The sequence below is a fragment of the Hominifimenecus sp. rT4P-3 genome (genome assembly GCF_051055405.1).
GTDB lineage: Bacteria > Bacillota > Clostridia > Lachnospirales > Lachnospiraceae > Pseudolachnospira.
Map to the genome: position 1 here is coordinate 557,147 of NZ_CP167068.1, position 16,861 is coordinate 574,007.

The 16,861-nt window shown below is 51.7% G+C and carries 13 protein-coding genes; all 13 read left to right on the forward strand.

What is annotated here, in order from left to right; all coding sequences use genetic code 11:
* The first annotated feature begins 2 nt into the window (after nucleotides 1–2).
* The 13 genes from ACCC71_RS02660 (at nucleotide 3) to ACCC71_RS02720 (ending at nucleotide 16,860) form a co-directional block, all read left to right on the forward strand.
* Nucleotides 3–956: an ABC transporter ATP-binding protein gene (locus ACCC71_RS02660; protein WP_434310890.1), complete on the forward strand. Its 954-nt coding sequence runs from the start codon at nucleotides 3–5 to the stop codon at nucleotides 954–956.
* An 8-nt stretch (nucleotides 957–964) separates the two neighbouring features.
* Complete coding sequence (locus ACCC71_RS02665) at nucleotides 965–2,173, forward strand: MFS transporter (protein ID WP_434310891.1); 1,209 nt, start codon at nucleotides 965–967, stop codon at nucleotides 2,171–2,173.
* Between the two features lie 37 nt (nucleotides 2,174–2,210).
* Nucleotides 2,211–3,740, forward strand: a complete 1,530-nt coding sequence (locus tag ACCC71_RS02670; RefSeq protein WP_434310892.1) for a carboxylesterase/lipase family protein — start codon at nucleotides 2,211–2,213, stop codon at nucleotides 3,738–3,740.
* Nucleotide 3,741: 1 nt separating this feature from the next.
* Complete coding sequence (locus ACCC71_RS02675) at nucleotides 3,742–4,911, forward strand: alpha/beta hydrolase-fold protein (RefSeq protein ID WP_434310893.1); 1,170 nt, start codon at nucleotides 3,742–3,744, stop codon at nucleotides 4,909–4,911.
* Nucleotides 4,912–4,960: 49 nt separating this feature from the next.
* Nucleotides 4,961–6,508, forward strand: a complete 1,548-nt coding sequence (locus tag ACCC71_RS02680; protein WP_434310894.1) for a carboxylesterase/lipase family protein — start codon at nucleotides 4,961–4,963, stop codon at nucleotides 6,506–6,508.
* A gap of 11 nt (nucleotides 6,509–6,519) precedes the next feature.
* Nucleotides 6,520–8,046 carry a carboxylesterase/lipase family protein gene (locus tag ACCC71_RS02685; RefSeq protein ID WP_434310895.1) on the forward strand — a complete coding sequence of 509 codons (1,527 nt, stop codon included), beginning with the start codon at nucleotides 6,520–6,522 and terminating at the stop codon, nucleotides 8,044–8,046.
* 14 nt (nucleotides 8,047–8,060) lie between these two features.
* Nucleotides 8,061–9,785, forward strand: coding sequence for a CocE/NonD family hydrolase (locus ACCC71_RS02690; RefSeq protein WP_434310896.1), 1,725 nt, complete (start codon nucleotides 8,061–8,063; stop codon nucleotides 9,783–9,785).
* 271 nt (nucleotides 9,786–10,056) lie between these two features.
* Entirely contained in the window at nucleotides 10,057–11,658 is a 1,602-nt protein-coding gene (locus ACCC71_RS02695) for an acyl CoA:acetate/3-ketoacid CoA transferase (RefSeq protein WP_434310897.1), read from the forward strand.
* 66 nt (nucleotides 11,659–11,724) lie between these two features.
* A complete protein-coding gene (locus ACCC71_RS02700; RefSeq protein ID WP_434310898.1) occupies nucleotides 11,725–12,171 on the forward strand; it encodes a MaoC family dehydratase in 447 nt (148 codons plus the stop codon).
* Between the two features lie 40 nt (nucleotides 12,172–12,211).
* Nucleotides 12,212–13,189 carry a ketopantoate reductase family protein gene (locus ACCC71_RS02705; protein WP_434310899.1) on the forward strand — a complete coding sequence of 326 codons (978 nt, stop codon included), beginning with the start codon at nucleotides 12,212–12,214 and terminating at the stop codon, nucleotides 13,187–13,189.
* A 121-nt stretch (nucleotides 13,190–13,310) separates the two neighbouring features.
* The gene (locus ACCC71_RS02710; RefSeq protein WP_434310900.1) at nucleotides 13,311–15,068 is read left to right on the forward strand and encodes a sensor histidine kinase; all 1,758 of its coding nucleotides are present in this window, start codon (nucleotides 13,311–13,313) and stop codon (nucleotides 15,066–15,068) included.
* The gene (locus tag ACCC71_RS02715) at nucleotides 15,065–15,889 is read left to right on the forward strand and encodes a response regulator transcription factor (protein WP_434310901.1); all 825 of its coding nucleotides are present in this window, start codon (nucleotides 15,065–15,067) and stop codon (nucleotides 15,887–15,889) included. The genes ACCC71_RS02710 and ACCC71_RS02715 overlap by 4 nt, the downstream gene beginning before the upstream one ends.
* Nucleotides 15,886–16,860, forward strand: coding sequence for a sugar ABC transporter substrate-binding protein (locus tag ACCC71_RS02720; protein ID WP_434310902.1), 975 nt, complete (start codon nucleotides 15,886–15,888; stop codon nucleotides 16,858–16,860). Before ACCC71_RS02715 ends, ACCC71_RS02720 begins: the two co-directional genes overlap by 4 nt.
* Nucleotide 16,861: the final 1 nt, after the last annotated feature.

Here is a 16,861-nt window from a genome sequence, read left to right on the forward strand (position 1 = left end):
ATATGGATAAAATATTAGAAGTACAACACTTAAAAAAATATTTTGAGACTCCCAGAGGAGTGCTTCATGCCGTGGACGATGTGACTTTTTCCGTGGAAAGAGGAAAGACCATCGGCGTAGTCGGCGAGTCCGGATGCGGAAAATCCACGTTAGGAAGAACGATCATACATCTTTTGGAGAGCACCGAGGGCAAAATTATCCTGAACGGGGAGGACATTACCCGTGTAAACAAAAGTGAACTGAAAGCCGTGCGGGAGAAAATGCAGATCATTTTCCAGGATCCCTATTCCTCTCTGAATCCGCGTATGACGGTCAGCGAGACCATCAAGGAACCGTTGGTTTTATCGGGACGTTTTCAGAAAGGGGAAATTGAGGCAAAGACCGAAGAGATTATGGAAAGCGTCGGTCTTGCTGAGCGCCTGATCAACTCGTATCCCCACGAATTGGACGGCGGACGAAGACAGAGAATCGGTATTGCGAGAGCGCTGGCGCTAAATCCGGAATTTGTGGTCTGCGACGAGCCGGTTTCCGCCTTAGACGTCTCGATTCAGGCGCAGATTTTGAATCTGATGCAGGATCTGCAGGCAGAGAAAAATCTGACTTATATGTTTATCACCCACGATCTGTCGGTGGTAAGATTTATTTCCGATACCATATGCGTGATGTATCTGGGGCAATTGGTAGAGACCTGTCCGTCGAAAGAGTTGTTCCGAAAGCCGCTTCATCCCTATACGAAAGCGCTTCTTTCGGCGATTCCGTCCACAGATATCCATAATCGGAAGCAGAGGATTTTACTTCGCGGCGAGGTGACTTCTCCCATCAATCCAAAGCCCGGATGCCGGTTTGCGGCAAGATGCAATTACGCCTGCGAAAAATGCAGTGAGCAGCAGGTTTTGGAAGAGGTGGAGCCGGGACACTTTGTATCCTGCTGCCGTGTCAAGGAGATTAATTCATAGGAGTACATATGGGCGGAAAAAAGGAAACAATATGGAATCGGGATTTCATACTGATCTTTGTGATCAATTTTTGCTACCAGATGGCGCATCAGATGATGAATACCCTGGTACCCAAATATGCAAATTCCTTTGGAATAGCGGCGACTCTTGTCGGCGTGATCAGCAGTATCTTTGCCGTAGGCTCTATGGCCTCAAGACCGATCACGAGCCCGGCGCTTGACGCCTTTAAAAAGAAAAGGATGCTGCTGCTTGTGATGGTAATGATGAGCCTCGTCTTTTTCGGTTACAGTATGACGTCCAATGCGTACGCCATTATCGGGATTCGCTTGATTCACGGCATCTGCATTGGCTTCTTTTCACCTCTGGTGATGATGATGGCCGGCGACGCGCTGCCGGAGAACAGGATGGGGAGCGGAATCAGTATTTTTGCCCTCGGCCAGGCCATTGGCCAGGCGGTTGGGCCTAGCATCGGTTTATCGATGAGTAAATATTGGGGATACTCCCCGGCGTTCCAGGTGGGAGCGGCCGTGATGCTGGCCACAGCGCTTTTGTGTTTTCTGCTTCCCAATGATAACGGGAATGGAAAACCTTATAAGATTGCCCTAAACCGGATCTTGGATAAGGATGCGGTTCCGGCAGGACTGATCATTCTGTTTCTCTGTATTTCCTTTGGCTGTATCGGCGCTTATCTGGCTATCTACGGAGAGGCAAGAGGGGTCGACAATATTGGTTTGTATTTTACGGTATATGCCATCAGCCTTTTGATCAGCAGGCCGGTCAGTGGAATCCTATCCGACAAGTTTGGCTTTACCCCGATGATCGGGATGGGGATTATCTGCTATGGGATTTCCTTTGTTCTGCTTAGCTTCTCCAGGACAATCGAGCTCTTTTTGGCGGCGGCGGTGGTGGCGGCCCTTGGCTACGGGGTTTGTCAGCCCCAGGTGCAGGCGCTTACTTTAAAGTGTGTCACCAAAGAGAGAAGGGGTGTTGGCAGCAATACCAATTTCTTCTTTATGGACGCAGGAATGATGATCGGGCCAACCTGCGCGGGATATGTGATTGACTCGATTGCGCGTTCCACGGGAGGCGCAGCGACGGCGGACGCATATTCCAAAATGTATCTGGTTATGACCATTCCGATGATCATTGCTTTCCTCTATTTGCTTATGATGAAAGGAAAGATTAAGAAAATCATAGAAAAGAATCAGAGCGCATAAAAATCGTTTACAGTAGATGCAGCAAGGGAGATTATCGATGAAAGATTGTTTGCAGGTGAAGACGGAAGGCGGATGGATTGAGGGAAAATACTCCCAGGACGGCAACGTTCGAATCTTTAAGGGGGTTCCCTATGCAGCTCCCCCGGTTGGCGAGCTGCGTTGGCGGGCGCCGCGCCCGGTAACGCCTTGGGATGGGATCAAGGAAACAAAATATTACAGCAATGCCAATATGCACGTCCGACCTTCCATGAAAAGCTTTTATGGAAAAGAATTTGATATGCAGGAATACCGGGTCAGCGAGGATTGCCTCTATCTAAATATCTGGGCGCCCGTCTCCCCGAAAGAGGAAAAGTGTCCGGTCGCCTTGTGGTACCATGGCGGGGATTCCCATGCCAACAAGGCTGTTTTTGACGGAGAGGGTTTTGCGAGAAAGGGTGTGATCGTGATGACGGTCGGTTTCCGGACCGGGCCTTTTGCAGGATTTACCCATCCGGAGCTGGGAGCGGAGTCAGAAAAAGAGACCGGACATTATACGTCGGGAAATTATGGGCTGCTCGATCAAATCGAGGCGGTAAAGTGGGCGCGCCGAAACGCGGCGGCCTTTGGCGGAGATCCGGAGCGGATTACGGTATTTGGTCAATCCGCCGGCGGAACGACCGTGCAGCGGTTGATTTCCACCCCGCTCTTAAAGGGCGATCTTTTCGGAGCGATTATGCAGTCGGCCGGCGGTTTGGATCCGAGATACATGCCCGTTTCCATCACCATGGAAGAGGGAGAAAAAAGGTGCCAGGGCCTGTTGGAAAAGGTGGGAATACGGAATATGGAGGAAGCGAGAATGCTCCCTGCGGAAAAAATCCAGCAGTATTTTTCCGGCGGACCGGAATTAAATATGGCTATTTTTGCGCCGAAACCTGACGGGTGGAGCCTGCTGGATACCCCCGAAAGGACCAGTTATCGGAACCTTCATCAGGATATACACTACATGATCGGCACCACCAAGCATGAAGGCTTTGCCTATACCTATAATGGGGTTACGGTAGATACTTTAAAGCGTTATTTACAGGAGTCTTACGGCGATCGATGGGAAGAATACTGGAAGGCTGCAAACGTGAAAACTGACCGGGAGGCCCAGATCGTCCGCCGTCAGGACAGCGCCGATGTGAAGATGGCTACCTGCTATTCTTGGGTTCAGCTTCAAAATGAACAGGGAAGGCCGGCGCCCTTTGTGTATCTCTTTACCAAGGAAGCGCCGGGGCCGGAGGGCGTGGGCGCGTTTCATTCCGGAGAGCATGCTTATGTTTTTCAGAACCTTGACCGGGTACCAGCAAGGCCTTACGCGAATAGCGACCGGGAACTTTCCGATATCATGAGCAGCTATTGGGCGAATTTTATGCACACGGGGGATCCCAATGGAGAGGGCCTTCCCGCCTGGGACAGAACGGAACGGATGAAAGATGATCCGTGGGTGATGGAACTGGGGCTCCGAGTGGGGATGATCCGGCCGGAGGAGACCAAGGTTTCCAAATTTGTCCGTGACTATGCCTATCACTTTTTAGATGAGGAATGAGATGAATCCAGCGAATTATCGTTATTATTTTGAGCCGACAAGATTTGCTTTTATCAAAGATAAAATCTTTTTGGATCAGTATCCGGTGGAGTATCCGGAGGAAATCGGGGAAGAAGATGGGGAGCCGTATCTAAAGCTTTCCATGTTTCAGCGAATCTTTTCTCCGCAGATGACGGTGGAAAGCGGCGAAGACCACTTTTCGATCGTCTATGAGGGGAAGAGCGTAAGATACAGAAATGAAAATTGGAGCGGGCAGGGGACGGAATGGGCGTGTCCTCCCAAATGGAGAGACGGGGAATGGCATATCCCTGTGCTGCAGGTGCTGGGAGAAGGATTGGGTTTTTTCACAAACCGCTTACAGCCTCCGTTTTTCTTGGCGGGCAGAGAGGCGGCGGACGTGGATCTGTCCGTTCAAAGAGAAGAATATTATCGAAATGTCTTGCGGGGGAAAAGCGTCGGGGAAGTCTATTGCACCTTTTGGAACGAGAACATACAAAAGTATCTGCCGTTAAAAATGTATATTCCGACTTACTTGTCGCAGGATAGGAAATTTCCTTTGATTGTGGCGCTGCATGGAGGGCTGGGTTCTCCGGAGAGCGTGTTTTTGCATACGGAACGAAAATTTTCTTATGCGGCGGAAAAACGAGGGTTTATCCTGTTGGCGCCGGACGCCTGTATTTTTAACAGCACTTATGGCTGTCCGGTGAAGCCGGCAGGTTCCCATCTGACCACCTGCGGCTTTGCGGGAGATGAGGAAGAACTGCAGGGAAAGGCGGCTTCGGAAGACTCCCTGCATCAGGAGATCCTGTGGGCAATGGAGAATTTCCCGGTTGATCGGGAACGGGTCTATCTGATGGGAAATTCCATGGGTGGAATCGGAACCTTTTATTTTGGTTCCAGGCACCGGGAGCTGTTTGCCGCCCTTGCTCCGGCGGGAGCCGCGCCGGAGGCGGAAGCGTTTGACTACACCGGACTGGGCGATATCCCGATCCTTTTTACGGCTGGCACAGAAGATTTTCATGGGTATGACCATATGGAAAGAGCCTACCGGTATTTTAAAGACCATGGCGTAACGATCGAGCTTCTGACGGTCGGCGGAGGAACGCATCCCAGCGCGTGGGTGGATGAATTGGATCACATATTGGATTATTTGCTCGAAAAGCATCGATAGATATCCGTAGATAAAATCATGTTTCTGGGAGCGTGCGAGGGAGGAATATATGGCGTTAACGAGAGTGCGAGTAAAGCAAGGAGAGATACAGGGGTATCCTGCGGGAAATCAGGCGATCAGCGTGTTCAAGGGGATTCCCTATGCCAAGCCTCCGGTAGGAGAGCGGCGATGGCGGGCGCCGGAACCGGCGGAAGCCTGGGAAGGGGTTTTTCATGCCTACGAGTTTGGGCAGATTGAAGTGCAGGCAGTAAGGCCGAAGAATGATTTTTACCGGCGGGAGTTTTATCCTTTTGATTATCCGATGAGTGAGGATTGCCTGTATCTGAACGTATGGACCCCGGCGGAAAATGCGGAGGAAAAACTTCCGGTCGCTCTTTGGATCCATGGCGGCGGGATGCGCCAGGGCTATTCCAACAAGTTGGAGACAGACGGAGAAGCGTTTGCCAAGCGGGGGATTGTCTACGTATCCCTCAATTACCGTTTGAATATCTTTGGATTTTTTGGACATCCGGATCTGACGGCGGAAGATCCCTTTCATTCTTCGGGAAATTATGGAATTCTTGACCAGATTCTGGCGTTAAGGTGGATCCATGAAAATATTACTGCTTTTGGCGGAGATCCCGATTGCGTCACTATCTTCGGCCAGTCTGGCGGGGGGCGTTCCGTCCAGGCTCTGATCGCGTCCGATCTGACAAAAGGTCTGATTCACCGCGCCATCATGCAGAGCGCAGGAGGCCTTGGAAATGAAACGTTAGACAATTATAGCCTGTCCGACTGTGAGAAGGATGGGATTGCATTTTTCAAACATTTTGGAATTAAGAACGTGGCGGAAGCAAGAAGGATACCGGCCCTAGAGCTGCATGATATGTTTATCGAGTATTCCAAACTGCATTTTGGAAGGCCAAGCCGCCCCTGCGTCGATGGGTATCTGTGGAAAAAAGATTTTACTTCTCTGTGCCTTGACGGAGATTACCAAGATTTGGATTATATGATCGGGACTACCAGGGATGAGGATGGACCGGCTCCTTTTGATTTGGCGATGGTCTTAGAAGAAGGACAGCGGTTATATCCCGATCAGCTAGATGAATTTTTGAAGATCGTCGCTTATGAAGATCCAAAAGAGTGCGAGAAGATCATGGCGCGAAATCGGCCGGACAGCTTATTGGCGGCGGCTTTATCCTGGAGTGAAATGACGGCTAGAAGCGGAAAGAAGCCGTCTTATCAGTATTTGTTTACCCATGTGGTTCCGGGAGAGGAGGACTCTCTCTTTGCTCCGCTTCCCCAGGATAAGCGTCCGGGGAAATGCTTCCATAGCTCGGAGCATATGTATATTCAACAGACTTTCCTGCGATCCTGGAGGCCCTTTACCGGCGAGGATTTTGATTTGTCTAACAAGATGTGCGCCTATTGGACAAATTTTGTGAAGTATGGAAATCCCAATGAGCCGGGACTTCCCGTGTGGGAGCCGTATACCCTGGAAAATCGGAGGGTGATGGAGCTTTCCACGGATCCGCACATGATCGAACCGCCGGTGAATGATATCGTAGCGTTTCGCCGGGATTATCCGTTTACACGCGGAACGAAAAAAGAGGAATAAAGGAGGCTGCTATGCCTGCAATTACATTGGTGAAAACAGAAAATGGAATGGTGAAAGGGTATCCTTCGGCGGATCAGATGAACGCCGTGTTTAAAGGAATTCCCTATGCCGCCGCGCCGGTTGGGAGCCTTCGGTGGAAAGCACCGCAGCCAGCTCCTGACTGGGAAGGCGTATACGATGCGGCCCGCTTTGCTCATCCTTGCTGCCAAACGTTGGTCCATAAAAATGATCCGGTGGAAGATTTTTTCTGTATCCGGATGGATCAAAGCGAGGATTGCCTGTATCTGAATGTGTATACGCCGGCCCAGGATGCCGGAGAAAAGCTTCCGGTGGCCGTCTATTTTCATGGCGGCGGGATGCAGAATGGCTATAGTTACATGAACGCCTATGACGGCGACGGATTTGCCAAACGGGGAATCGTGTATGTGTCGGTTGGTTATCGCTTGAACCTCTTTGGCTTTTTTGCCGATCCGGAATTACGGGAAGAGGACGAGCACGGCAGTACCGGCTGCTATGGAACCTTGGATCAGGCCTTTGCCCTGCAGTGGATCAAGCGCAATATCGCCGGATTTGGCGGAGACCCGGACACGGTATCGATCTTTGGACAGTCCGGAGGCGGGCGGAGCGTGCAGACGCTGGCGGCGTCTCAGATCGGAAAAGGATTGTTTCAGCGGGCCATCATGCAGTCCGGCGGCGGGTTATCCACGGGAAGCCAACGGTCAGCGGTCTCCCTGGAAGAGGGATATGAAGTGTGCGGCATGCTGAAAAAGCTGTTTGGGGCAAAGAATATAGCGGAACTGCGCGAAATCCCAGGGCAAAAGCTGATTCAAATATACGGCGCTTACCTGAGGGAGAACGTGACGGATCAGCCCCATTTTACGCTGCGCTATATGGGGCCGAAGATCGATGGATATGTCCTGGAAGACGAACGCTCCGATGTGTTTCGAAGCGGACGGTACAACGATGTGCAGTATATGGTGGGGGCAACGGACAGTGAATTCTTAAGTCCCTCCATGGAAGTTCCCCCTATGGAAGAAATCGAGCGGATGGCAGTGGAGGATTACGGTGCATATGCGGAAGGTTTTCTGCGGCTGATCCGGGAGAGCAGCGAGGAAGAGCTGAAACAGTATTTCCGGAATCAAGAAGGAGAAACGCTGAAGGCAAACGCTGTTGGATGGTGTGAATTGCAGCTGCAGTTAAAGCGTAGGCCCAGCTATGCGTATCTGTTCGAACTGGTCCCGCCGGGAAGCGACGCCGCCAGGCATTCGTCGGAGCACCACTATGTGTTCCAGACCTTGATGCGGACCAGAAGGCCTTATACGGGACGGGATTTCGACCTGTCCAACGAGCTGGCAGACCGCTGGGCAAACTTCTTTAAGTATGGAAACCCTAACGATGAGAAATATGAAAATCTCTGGACGCCATATACCGAGGAGCATCCGGAGGTATTCCGAATCAGCTATCAAAGCCATATGGGAAGAATGCCGGAATCCAAGTTTATGACCTTTATTAAGAATTATTCCTTAGGCAGAGTTTGAGAACGGAGGGAGACATGGATACAGAATATCGTACAGACAACGCGATGGACATCGAAAAAAAGAAGATTGTGATCGAGTTCAATGTGGAAATGGAGACGAAAGACGGTCAGATTCTTCGCGCCAATGTGTACCGGCCCGATGATGAGGAGGCTCATCCTACGATTTTAATCCGGGAACCCTACTCCAAGGACCTTCGGCCAGATTGGGGATTCATGTCCCCTCATCTGTATGCGAGGGAGGGCTTTGCCGTTGTCCTTCAAGACGTCCGGGGCAGCGGCGTATCCGACGGAACGCCGGTGTTTGATCCGGGGGAAACGGAAGATGGATTGGAGACCATCGACTGGGTGGCAAAGCAGCCTTGGTGCAATGGGAAAATCAGTATGATCGGCCTTTCCTACTATGGCGGAACGCAGATACAAGTTGCCCAGAGACGGCCGGAACATTTGGTGGCGTGTGCGCCTTTTATGCCCATGGGCTATTATTTTCGCCACAGCATCCAGCTGACGGCCCCCAAATGGTTTTATACCCAGTTTATCAGCGCCATGCGTCTGGGTAAATTCCCCTATGACAAGGAACTGCTCCAGAAAATGGACGCGCTGATGTCGGATTCCAGCGTCGTTTACGACCTTCCGGAGTACGACAGCCGGTTATTAACCGGGCTTCCGGAGATTCCCAATATTGAAAAAGAGGGCAGAGAACGGATCGACAACCTGAACAATGCGCCGTTCTGGCATAAAAATGGCTGGGAAGTGGACGTGGAAAATTTTGATGTGCCATGTCTGTTTGGAACCGGCTGGTATGACGGGGCGAAGCCCTACACGCTGGAACTGTATGGGAGAGCAAAAAAGGCGAAATCAGAGAAAACCAGGGAGAACGCGAGACTGATCGTCGGCCCCTGGTGCCATGGTTTTACGATGACCAGGCGGCTGAACGGCGTGGACTTCGGCCCCTTTGCTTCCTGGGATATGTTTGGCCTTTACGAAAAGGTACGGGACTGGAATCTTCACTGGGCCACCGGAGCGGATACCCCATATATGCACGAAGCGCCGGTACAGACCTTCCTGATGGGCGCCAATGAGTGGAGAGGCTATTCCGAGTGGCCGCCGAAGGAAGCAAAGATCGTTCCCTACTATATCGGGAGCGATGGCCATGCCAACAGCCGCATGGGGGATGGGACTTTATCCTTAACACCCTGCGGAACCGCGGAAAGCGACACCTATGATTATGATCCGCTTGATCCAACGCCGGGAAATGAGATGCTCCATTTCATTGAAAAGGACGAGGAAAGAGAGGATACCCTCGTCTATACGACGCCCGCGCTCACGGAGCCGGTCAATGTAACCGGCATGGTGACCATGAAGCTGTTTGCCAAGACCGATGCAAGGGATACGGACTTTTTCTGTCGGATTGCAGACGTATTCCCGGACGGAAGAACTCTATTCTTGGCCTCCGGCCTGGTGCGGGCAAGATACCGGCTGGCAGAAAGACAGCCAAACTTTATCGAGCCGGGCGCTGTGTATGAATACGAGATCAATCTTAGCGGTATCAGCAATCTGTTCCTCACGGGGCATAGTATCCGGGTGGATATCTGCAGCAGTTCCTTCCCGGAATACGACCGGAACCACAACACCACGGATCTCATTGGAAAGGGAATCGATACCGTGGTAGCGCATCAGACGATCCTCCATAGCGCGGAGTATCCGTCGCGGATTCTGCTGCCGGTGATAAAGGCCGAGTAAGATAATCTGGGAAGTAAAAGACATATTTGAAAAAATGGATAAGATAATGCATTGTATAGAGGGCTTGTACAGGGTTTCCATAGCAGGAATGCCTTGTACAGGCCTTCTTTTTTTCATATAGGACAGTAAGATAATTCCGTAATATTGTTGGATTCGAGATTGTGAAAGGAATGCTTTTTTTAGATAATACGAGACGAGAAGAAAAGGGATTATCTTCTGGAAATACAGCTGGTTACACCAGCTGTTAACAAATGCCGTAAGGGAGAATCAAATGCAAAAACCAAGAAAAAATGGTAAAAGAGTCCCGATATTAACAGCCAACGAGGCTGTGTCCTATATCCCAAATCAGGCGACGATTGCCTTCTTGGGTGCAGGTGGGGGAATCTGTGAGGCGACTGAGGTGATTCAGGCGCTGGCGGAACGGTATCGTGAGACAAAAGAGCCCAATCAGCTGACTTACTATCATGCGACAGGGCTGGGGGACCGGGCGGACAAGGGAATGTCGCCGCTGGCCCAGGAAGGAATGGTCAAGCGGATCATCGGCGGCCATTGGGGCCAATCGCCGAGACTCGCGGAGATGGCCGAGCGCAATGAAATTGAGGCGTACAATTTTCCGCAGGGAGTGATCTCCCAGCTGCTGCGTGCCTCAGCGGCCGGACAGCCGGGACTGATGACCCGGATCGGGCTGGGAACCTTTGTGGATCCTCGTGAGAAGGGCGGCAAGCTGAACGAGTGCACGAAGGAAGATCTGATTGAGCGGATGGAAATCAAAGGAGAGGAATATTTATTCTACCCGACGATTCCGATCGATGTAGCGATTATTCGAGCAACCACCGCCGATACGGAAGGGTATGTGAGCATGGAGGATGAGGTGGCTGTGCTGGATGCTCTGGCGATGGCTCAGGCGGCTCATAACAATCATGGCCTTGTGATCTGCCAGGTGCAGCGGGTAGTCGCGGCCGGCACGATCCATCCCAAGCAGGTGAGGATACCTGGCTACTGTATCGATATTTTGGTGGAGGTTCCGGATCAGCCCCAGATGTATCAGGCGCCAGTAGATCGTTTTATCTCCGGAGATTTTCGCAAAGATACCGGGGCCGTGACCCCGCTTCCGCTGAATGAACGGAAGGTTATTGCCCGGAGAGCTCTGATGGAGGCGTCGCCGGGAGCGGTAGGAAACGTCGGCGTCGGAATTGCTGACGGAATCGGAATTGTGGCAAGAGAAGAGGGGATTGGAGACCAGTTTACACTCACTGTGGAGACGGGACCCATCGGAGGCGCGACCGCCCAGGGAATCTTTTTCGGCGCCAGCATCAATATGCGTGCTCTTCTCGACATGCCGTCTCAGTTTGACTTTTACGACGGCGGCGGACTGGATGTCTGTTACCTGAGTTTTGCAGAACTGGATCAGCAGGGAAATGTGAATGTACATAAATTCAACGGAAAGATCATGGGAACTGGCGGATTTATCAACATCCATCAGAATACAAAGAAACTTGTCTTCTGTGGAACGCTGACGGCTGGGAAGCTGCGCACCTCAGTGGAAGACGGGAGCATTCGCATTGTCCAGGAAGGAAAACATAAAAAGCTGGTGAAGAAGGTGGAGGAAATCACCTTCAATGGCCGGGTAGCTTTGGACAACGATCAGGAGGTCTGGTATTTGACGGAGCGCGCCGTGTTCCGCCTGACCAAGGAAGGTCTGGAACTCTGCGAGGTGGCGCCGGGAATCGATATAGAGCGGGATGTCATTTCCCAAATGGAATTCAGGCCTTTGGTGTCGGAGCATTTGCGAAAGATGGATGCGCGGCTGTTCTCTCCGGAAGTGATGGGACTGAAAGATGAACAGCCCTGGAATCAGATCGGAGAAGAATAAGCAGCACCGGAATCAAAAAAGAAAGGAAAAGCAGCCCTGGAATACGGGCAGAAAATAAGGAGGAGTATGATGAATACAAACGTAGAATTACCCTTAAAGGTGGGAGATACTTGTAAATTTGTGAAAACCATTAGCGAGGCCGATGTATATATGTTCGGCGGAATCACTGGGGATTACAGCCAGATGCACTTTAACGAGGAGTTCATGAAGACGACCAAGTATGGAACACGGATTGTCCATGGCGTTTTGACCTTCGCCCTTGGCTGTACTGCTTCAACCATGATTCAGCAGCAAGTAAAATCGCCGATCCCCAGCGCTTCCTATGGATACGATCACCTGCGGTTTGTAAAGCCGGTATTTTTCGGGGACACGCTTACATCCACCTACACCATCGCTAGGGTGGAGCCGGAGACCATGAAGACCTATGGCGAGCTGGTGATCACCAACCAGAGAGATGAGGTCGTGGTCGTTGCCACCCATATTTTAAAGTTCCTTCCTCCGGAGAATGCTTAAATCAGAGCCGTAGGACAGACATTTTAGAAATCAGCGGCATATGAAGATTGGTATATTAGGAGCAGGCTCTCTAGGGAGCGTGTTTGGCGGCATGTTGGCGGAGGGCGGCCATTCGGTGACGATGCTCAGCCGTTCGCAGGAATATACGGAGACCGTGAACCGCCAGGGGCTTTTTCTGACAGAGGATGCGGAAGGAAAAGAAGACCGAAGTACAACGGTTCGGGCAACAAAGGAGTACGCGGAGCTTGCGGGCTCAGAGCTGTTGATCGTGCTGGTAAATTCTTTTGGGACGCGGGAAGCGGCAAAGGCGGCGCTTCAGGCCGGGGCAATCGGCAGGGAGACGGCCATCCTGACACTTCAAAACGGCCTGGGAAATGAGGAAATTCTTCAAGAAATTGCCGGTAAGGAGCGGGTCATCACGGGAAGAACCTATGTCAGCGGCCGGATGCTTAGCCCCGGCAGGGTTATGGCTGCGGTTCGGGGCTGCCTTACGGAGATCGGAGAGCTTGACGGAGCACAGACGGAGCGAATCCGGCTTGTTCGGGATGCTTTCTGTCAGTCCGGCCTGGAAACCAGGATCGCCGGGAATATCCACAGCGTTATCTGGGAAAAGCTGCTCGTAAACGTGGCCACCGGAGCAATCAGCGGCATCACAGGGCTGGATTACGGCGGTCTGTATGAGAAATACGGATTTGGCGCGCCGCGGGAGCTGCGGGAGATTGCCTGCAAAGCGGTAGCTGAGGCGATGAAGGTAGCTTCCGCTTATCAAATCCCGCTTTCTGCGGTAGACCCGGCGGAGTACTGGAATCGTGCGTCTAAGGGGCAGCCTCCAGCTTTCCGGGCGTCGATTCTGCAAAGCCTGGAACGCGGCCATAGAACAGAGATTGATACGATTAACGGCGCGGTGGTGCTCTGGGGCCGGAGGGCAGGAGTTGACACGCCGGTCAATGAAGCGCTTACCGCCTGCATCAAGGGGATTGAATTTCGTATGGATCAGGAACGAAAAAAGCGCGGTTAAGACTGTAATAAGGGGAGCGGAATGGCAGAAAGTACTGTTATTCCAGCTCCCCCTTTTTGTCTTCCAAGGGTATTGACACAGGGCTAGCGGCTGGGTAAAGTGAATAGAGGAGGAAATATACATGGATCATATTAAATGGTATCGGAGGATTTCGTTTCAAGTTCCGGCTCTAACGATGCTCTGCATCCTGATTCCGGTTTGTATCCTCTGGTATGGCTACTATCATTTTCTGGCAGAACGAACCGTGGATAATGCGAGAAATACCATTGGGAACAGCCTGGCAGTTACTTCGCTCCACATGGAATATATGATGTCAGAGGTGGAGGATTTTGCCAGGACGCTGGCCTCCGACGAGGAGTTCTGTTTTTGGCTGCAAAATTATCTAGTCAGCATGGATGAAGGGAGGGAGGAGGCCGCCAGCAAGGTTTTTTTATCTCTGAATCAGCATATCTCTGGAAATGAGCTGCTGGACACAATTTTTTTGCTTTTTGAAAATAGTGGGAGCCTCATCTCATCCCAAGAGGGCTGGGGAGAGTCTCTGGTGGAGCAGTATGATTCCAGCTGGATGGGAAGAACGGCTTGGCTTACTCTCCCCTCGGAGCAAGGGAAAGATATGGAGGCTCTGGGATTGCTCTGCCCGATTCCCTTGTCTGAGGTTTCCAGTAAAAATGTTTCCGTGCTCTGTACTCTCAAAACAGAGGCGTGGCAGGGGCTGATGAATCGGACCGGTTACGAGGAAGAAATCACGCTGTTTCAAAATTATGAGGGCAGCCTTCATGCTGCAAGTCCGTTGAACTGGGAAAGAGGATGGCGGGAAGAGGAGCTGCAGCAGCTGGAGCAGATGTTAGAGAGCCAGGAGAGCCAGGCGTCCCGGTTTCTGGGGAGCGGGGAAAAACGATCCTTGGCAGTTCTCTATCACTCGGTGGAGACGGGCTGTAAATACCTGAGTATCGTACCGATGTCAAGGCTGGATAATAGCATCTGGGGAGAGATGACCTACATCACGGTGCTTGCCATGATTGGTATTGCGGCTGCTCTGGCTGGCGCCTGGCTGCTTCAGGAAAAGGTATTTGAACCGCTCCATGCTCTGGTGGGCTCTATGCGGACCGCGGGGGCTGGGCAGATGTATCCGGTGGAGTGTGGAAAGCGGGCGGATGAGATCGGCTTTCTGATCGGTCGGTACAATGGTTTGATGGAGGAACTAAACCACCTGATCAATGAGGTCTATGTGCAGAATCTTCTTCGTAAACAGGCACAGATCAAAAACCTTCATTCCCAGATGAACGAACATTTTTTGTATAATATTTTTAATGCGGTCTACTGCGAGGCATGCCGGGAGGGGGCTGAAAACTCTGCGGATATGATGCTGGTGATCTCCCAGTATTTCCGCTTGAGCCTGGCGGAAGGAAAGGAAATGGTTCCAGCGGCTCAGATTGTCTCGCTGATGCAGTATTATATTGTGATTCAAAAAATCCGCTACGGGGAGCAGCTTCAGTGTCAGTTCCATATCGGTGGGGAGTTGGACGGCGTTTGCGTACCCAAATATTTATTTCAGCCGATTGTAGAAAATGCGATCGTTCATGGATATGAGGATAGGGACCAGGTATGTCACATTGAGATTACCCTGGAACGCCGGGGAACCTGTCTGTACTTTGAGGTGAGAGACGATGGGAAGGGAATTCCGGCGGAAACGCTCAGGCGGCTGAGGCAGGAGTTGCTAGAGGGAAACAGCATTGAGGGGGAGAGTTATGCGCTGAAAAATATTACGGAGCAGATCCGTCTGACTTACGGGGAGGGCTGCGGGCTGGAAATTAGCAGTGAGGAAGGGCAGGGGACTGAAGTACATTTTTCCCTGCCGATCTGGGAGGAGAAAAAATGAAAGATTCCTATTCGCTTTTGGTGGTGGACGATGAGGCGATCAGCCGTAAACATGCGCTGGAGGATATTCGATGGGAAAAGCTGGGCGTGGAGGAACTCTATGAGGCATCCGGAGGCTTGGCGGCTCTGGATTTGATCCGGCGGCAGCGTCCGGATATCATTATTTTGGATTTACGGATGCCTGGCATCGACGGTTTGAAAGTACTGGAGGTTATGAAGGAAGAAAGGCTGGAGGGGCAGGTGATTGCGCTCAGCGGCTACAGCGATTTTGAAGCGGCCAGAAAGATGCTGGCCAGCGGGGTGGTGGTGGAATACCTTTTGAAGCCGGCCTCAGAGGACCGAATGTTTGAGGCGGTCTATAAATGTGTGGAGCGGATCGAGGAGAAACGTCTGGTCCGGCAGATCCGGGAACAGGAGAAGACAGCCGCAAAGGAAGAACATTTGGACCTAAAGCTTCCCATGGATCGAAAGAAAGTTCTGATCCGGGAGGCGGAGCAGTATATCCGGGAGAATTATGCGGAGAAGTTGACCCTGGATCAGGTGGCTCAGCAGGTATATGTGACTCCCGCCTACCTTTCCCGGTTGTTCTCAGAGATTGACGGCATGGGATTTTCCGATTATCTGACCAAGGTTCGGATGGAGGAGGCGAAACGTTTGCTCCATACCCGTAGGAAAAAGATCTATGAGATTGCCGAGCAGGTGGGATACCGTGACGTCAAGCATTTTATGCGGGTTTTTCGGAAATTGGAACAGTGTACCCCCACGGAGTACCGGGAGAAAAATTTGCTGAAATCATTTGGGATTGGGGAGGAGAAGAGGTGAAAAAGAGACTTGCCATGTTTTTCTGCTTGGTTATCCTGGGTGCGTCCTGTGCGGCGGAGCCGTCAGCGCAGGAGACAGCATGCTGTCGAATCGGCGTCAGCCTGCCTCACACCGATTCCGTATACCGCAGCGCAATGAAAAGCCTGGTGGAGCAAAAATATCAGGATAACGAGTCCGTGGAGATAATTCTAGCAGACGGAGAAGGAAGCCAGAAAAAACAAAATGAAGATTTAAGGGATATGATAGATAGCGAGGTAGACGCGTTGGTTTTGGTTCCTAATACCATTGACGGACCGATCCCCATGGTCCGCTATGCCAATGAAAAAGGAATCCCAGTCGTGGTAGTGGACGATTCCTTGGACATGACTCAGGGGATTTCCGTGGCCAGCCTTGTCACCTCCGACAATGAAGAAATTGGAAAGATGGCGGCTGACCTGATGCTTCAGGGTCTGGAGGAGAAATACCCAGAGGAGGAGGTTTGGAATGTGGTGGAGCTGACGGGAGCGCCAAAGGTCTCCAGCGTCATCAGCCGTAAGGAGGGCAGAAAGCAGTCCTGGGAAGAAATTGAGAGGCTGAATTTGGTGGGAAGCTATGACGCAGATTATGACAGGGAACATGCCAAACGCGTCATGCAGGCCTGTCTAAATTTGTGGGAGATCCACGGGATTCTCTGCCAGAACGACATGATGGTGCTGGGAGTGTGCGATGCACTGCGGGAAAATGGGCTATGGGGAAAACCAGTCGTGATCGGTATCGACGGTCAGCGAGAGGTCTTAAACCGGATTTTGGATGGAGCCGTCTACGGCACTGTGGTGCTGCAACCGCAGATGATCTGCGACGGGATCGAGGCAGCCCGCGGCTGCCTCAATGGAGAAGAAATTCCGGCCGTCTATCGACAGGAAGCGGTAGTGGTAACCGCGGAAAATGTGTTGGAAGAGATGCAGAAGGGGAAATCATGGAAGATTGAGTAGA

What these genes read in the sequence shown, in the direction of transcription:
- ACCC71_RS02660 (WP_434310890.1), top strand. Translation starts at nt 3, where the DNA reads ATGGATAAAATATTAGAAGTACAACACTTAAAAAAATATTTTGAGACT.
- ACCC71_RS02665 (WP_434310891.1), top strand. Translation starts at nt 965, where the DNA reads ATGGGCGGAAAAAAGGAAACAATATGGAATCGGGATTTCATACTGATC.
- ACCC71_RS02670 (WP_434310892.1), top strand. Translation starts at nt 2,211, where the DNA reads ATGAAAGATTGTTTGCAGGTGAAGACGGAAGGCGGATGGATTGAGGGA.
- ACCC71_RS02675 (WP_434310893.1), top strand. Translation starts at nt 3,742, where the DNA reads ATGAATCCAGCGAATTATCGTTATTATTTTGAGCCGACAAGATTTGCT.
- ACCC71_RS02680 (WP_434310894.1), top strand. Translation starts at nt 4,961, where the DNA reads ATGGCGTTAACGAGAGTGCGAGTAAAGCAAGGAGAGATACAGGGGTAT.
- ACCC71_RS02685 (WP_434310895.1), top strand. Translation starts at nt 6,520, where the DNA reads ATGCCTGCAATTACATTGGTGAAAACAGAAAATGGAATGGTGAAAGGG.
- ACCC71_RS02690 (WP_434310896.1), top strand. Translation starts at nt 8,061, where the DNA reads ATGGATACAGAATATCGTACAGACAACGCGATGGACATCGAAAAAAAG.
- ACCC71_RS02695 (WP_434310897.1), top strand. Translation starts at nt 10,057, where the DNA reads ATGCAAAAACCAAGAAAAAATGGTAAAAGAGTCCCGATATTAACAGCC.
- ACCC71_RS02700 (WP_434310898.1), top strand. Translation starts at nt 11,725, where the DNA reads ATGATGAATACAAACGTAGAATTACCCTTAAAGGTGGGAGATACTTGT.
- ACCC71_RS02705 (WP_434310899.1), top strand. Translation starts at nt 12,212, where the DNA reads ATGAAGATTGGTATATTAGGAGCAGGCTCTCTAGGGAGCGTGTTTGGC.
- ACCC71_RS02710 (WP_434310900.1), top strand. Translation starts at nt 13,311, where the DNA reads ATGGATCATATTAAATGGTATCGGAGGATTTCGTTTCAAGTTCCGGCT.
- ACCC71_RS02715 (WP_434310901.1), top strand. Translation starts at nt 15,065, where the DNA reads ATGAAAGATTCCTATTCGCTTTTGGTGGTGGACGATGAGGCGATCAGC.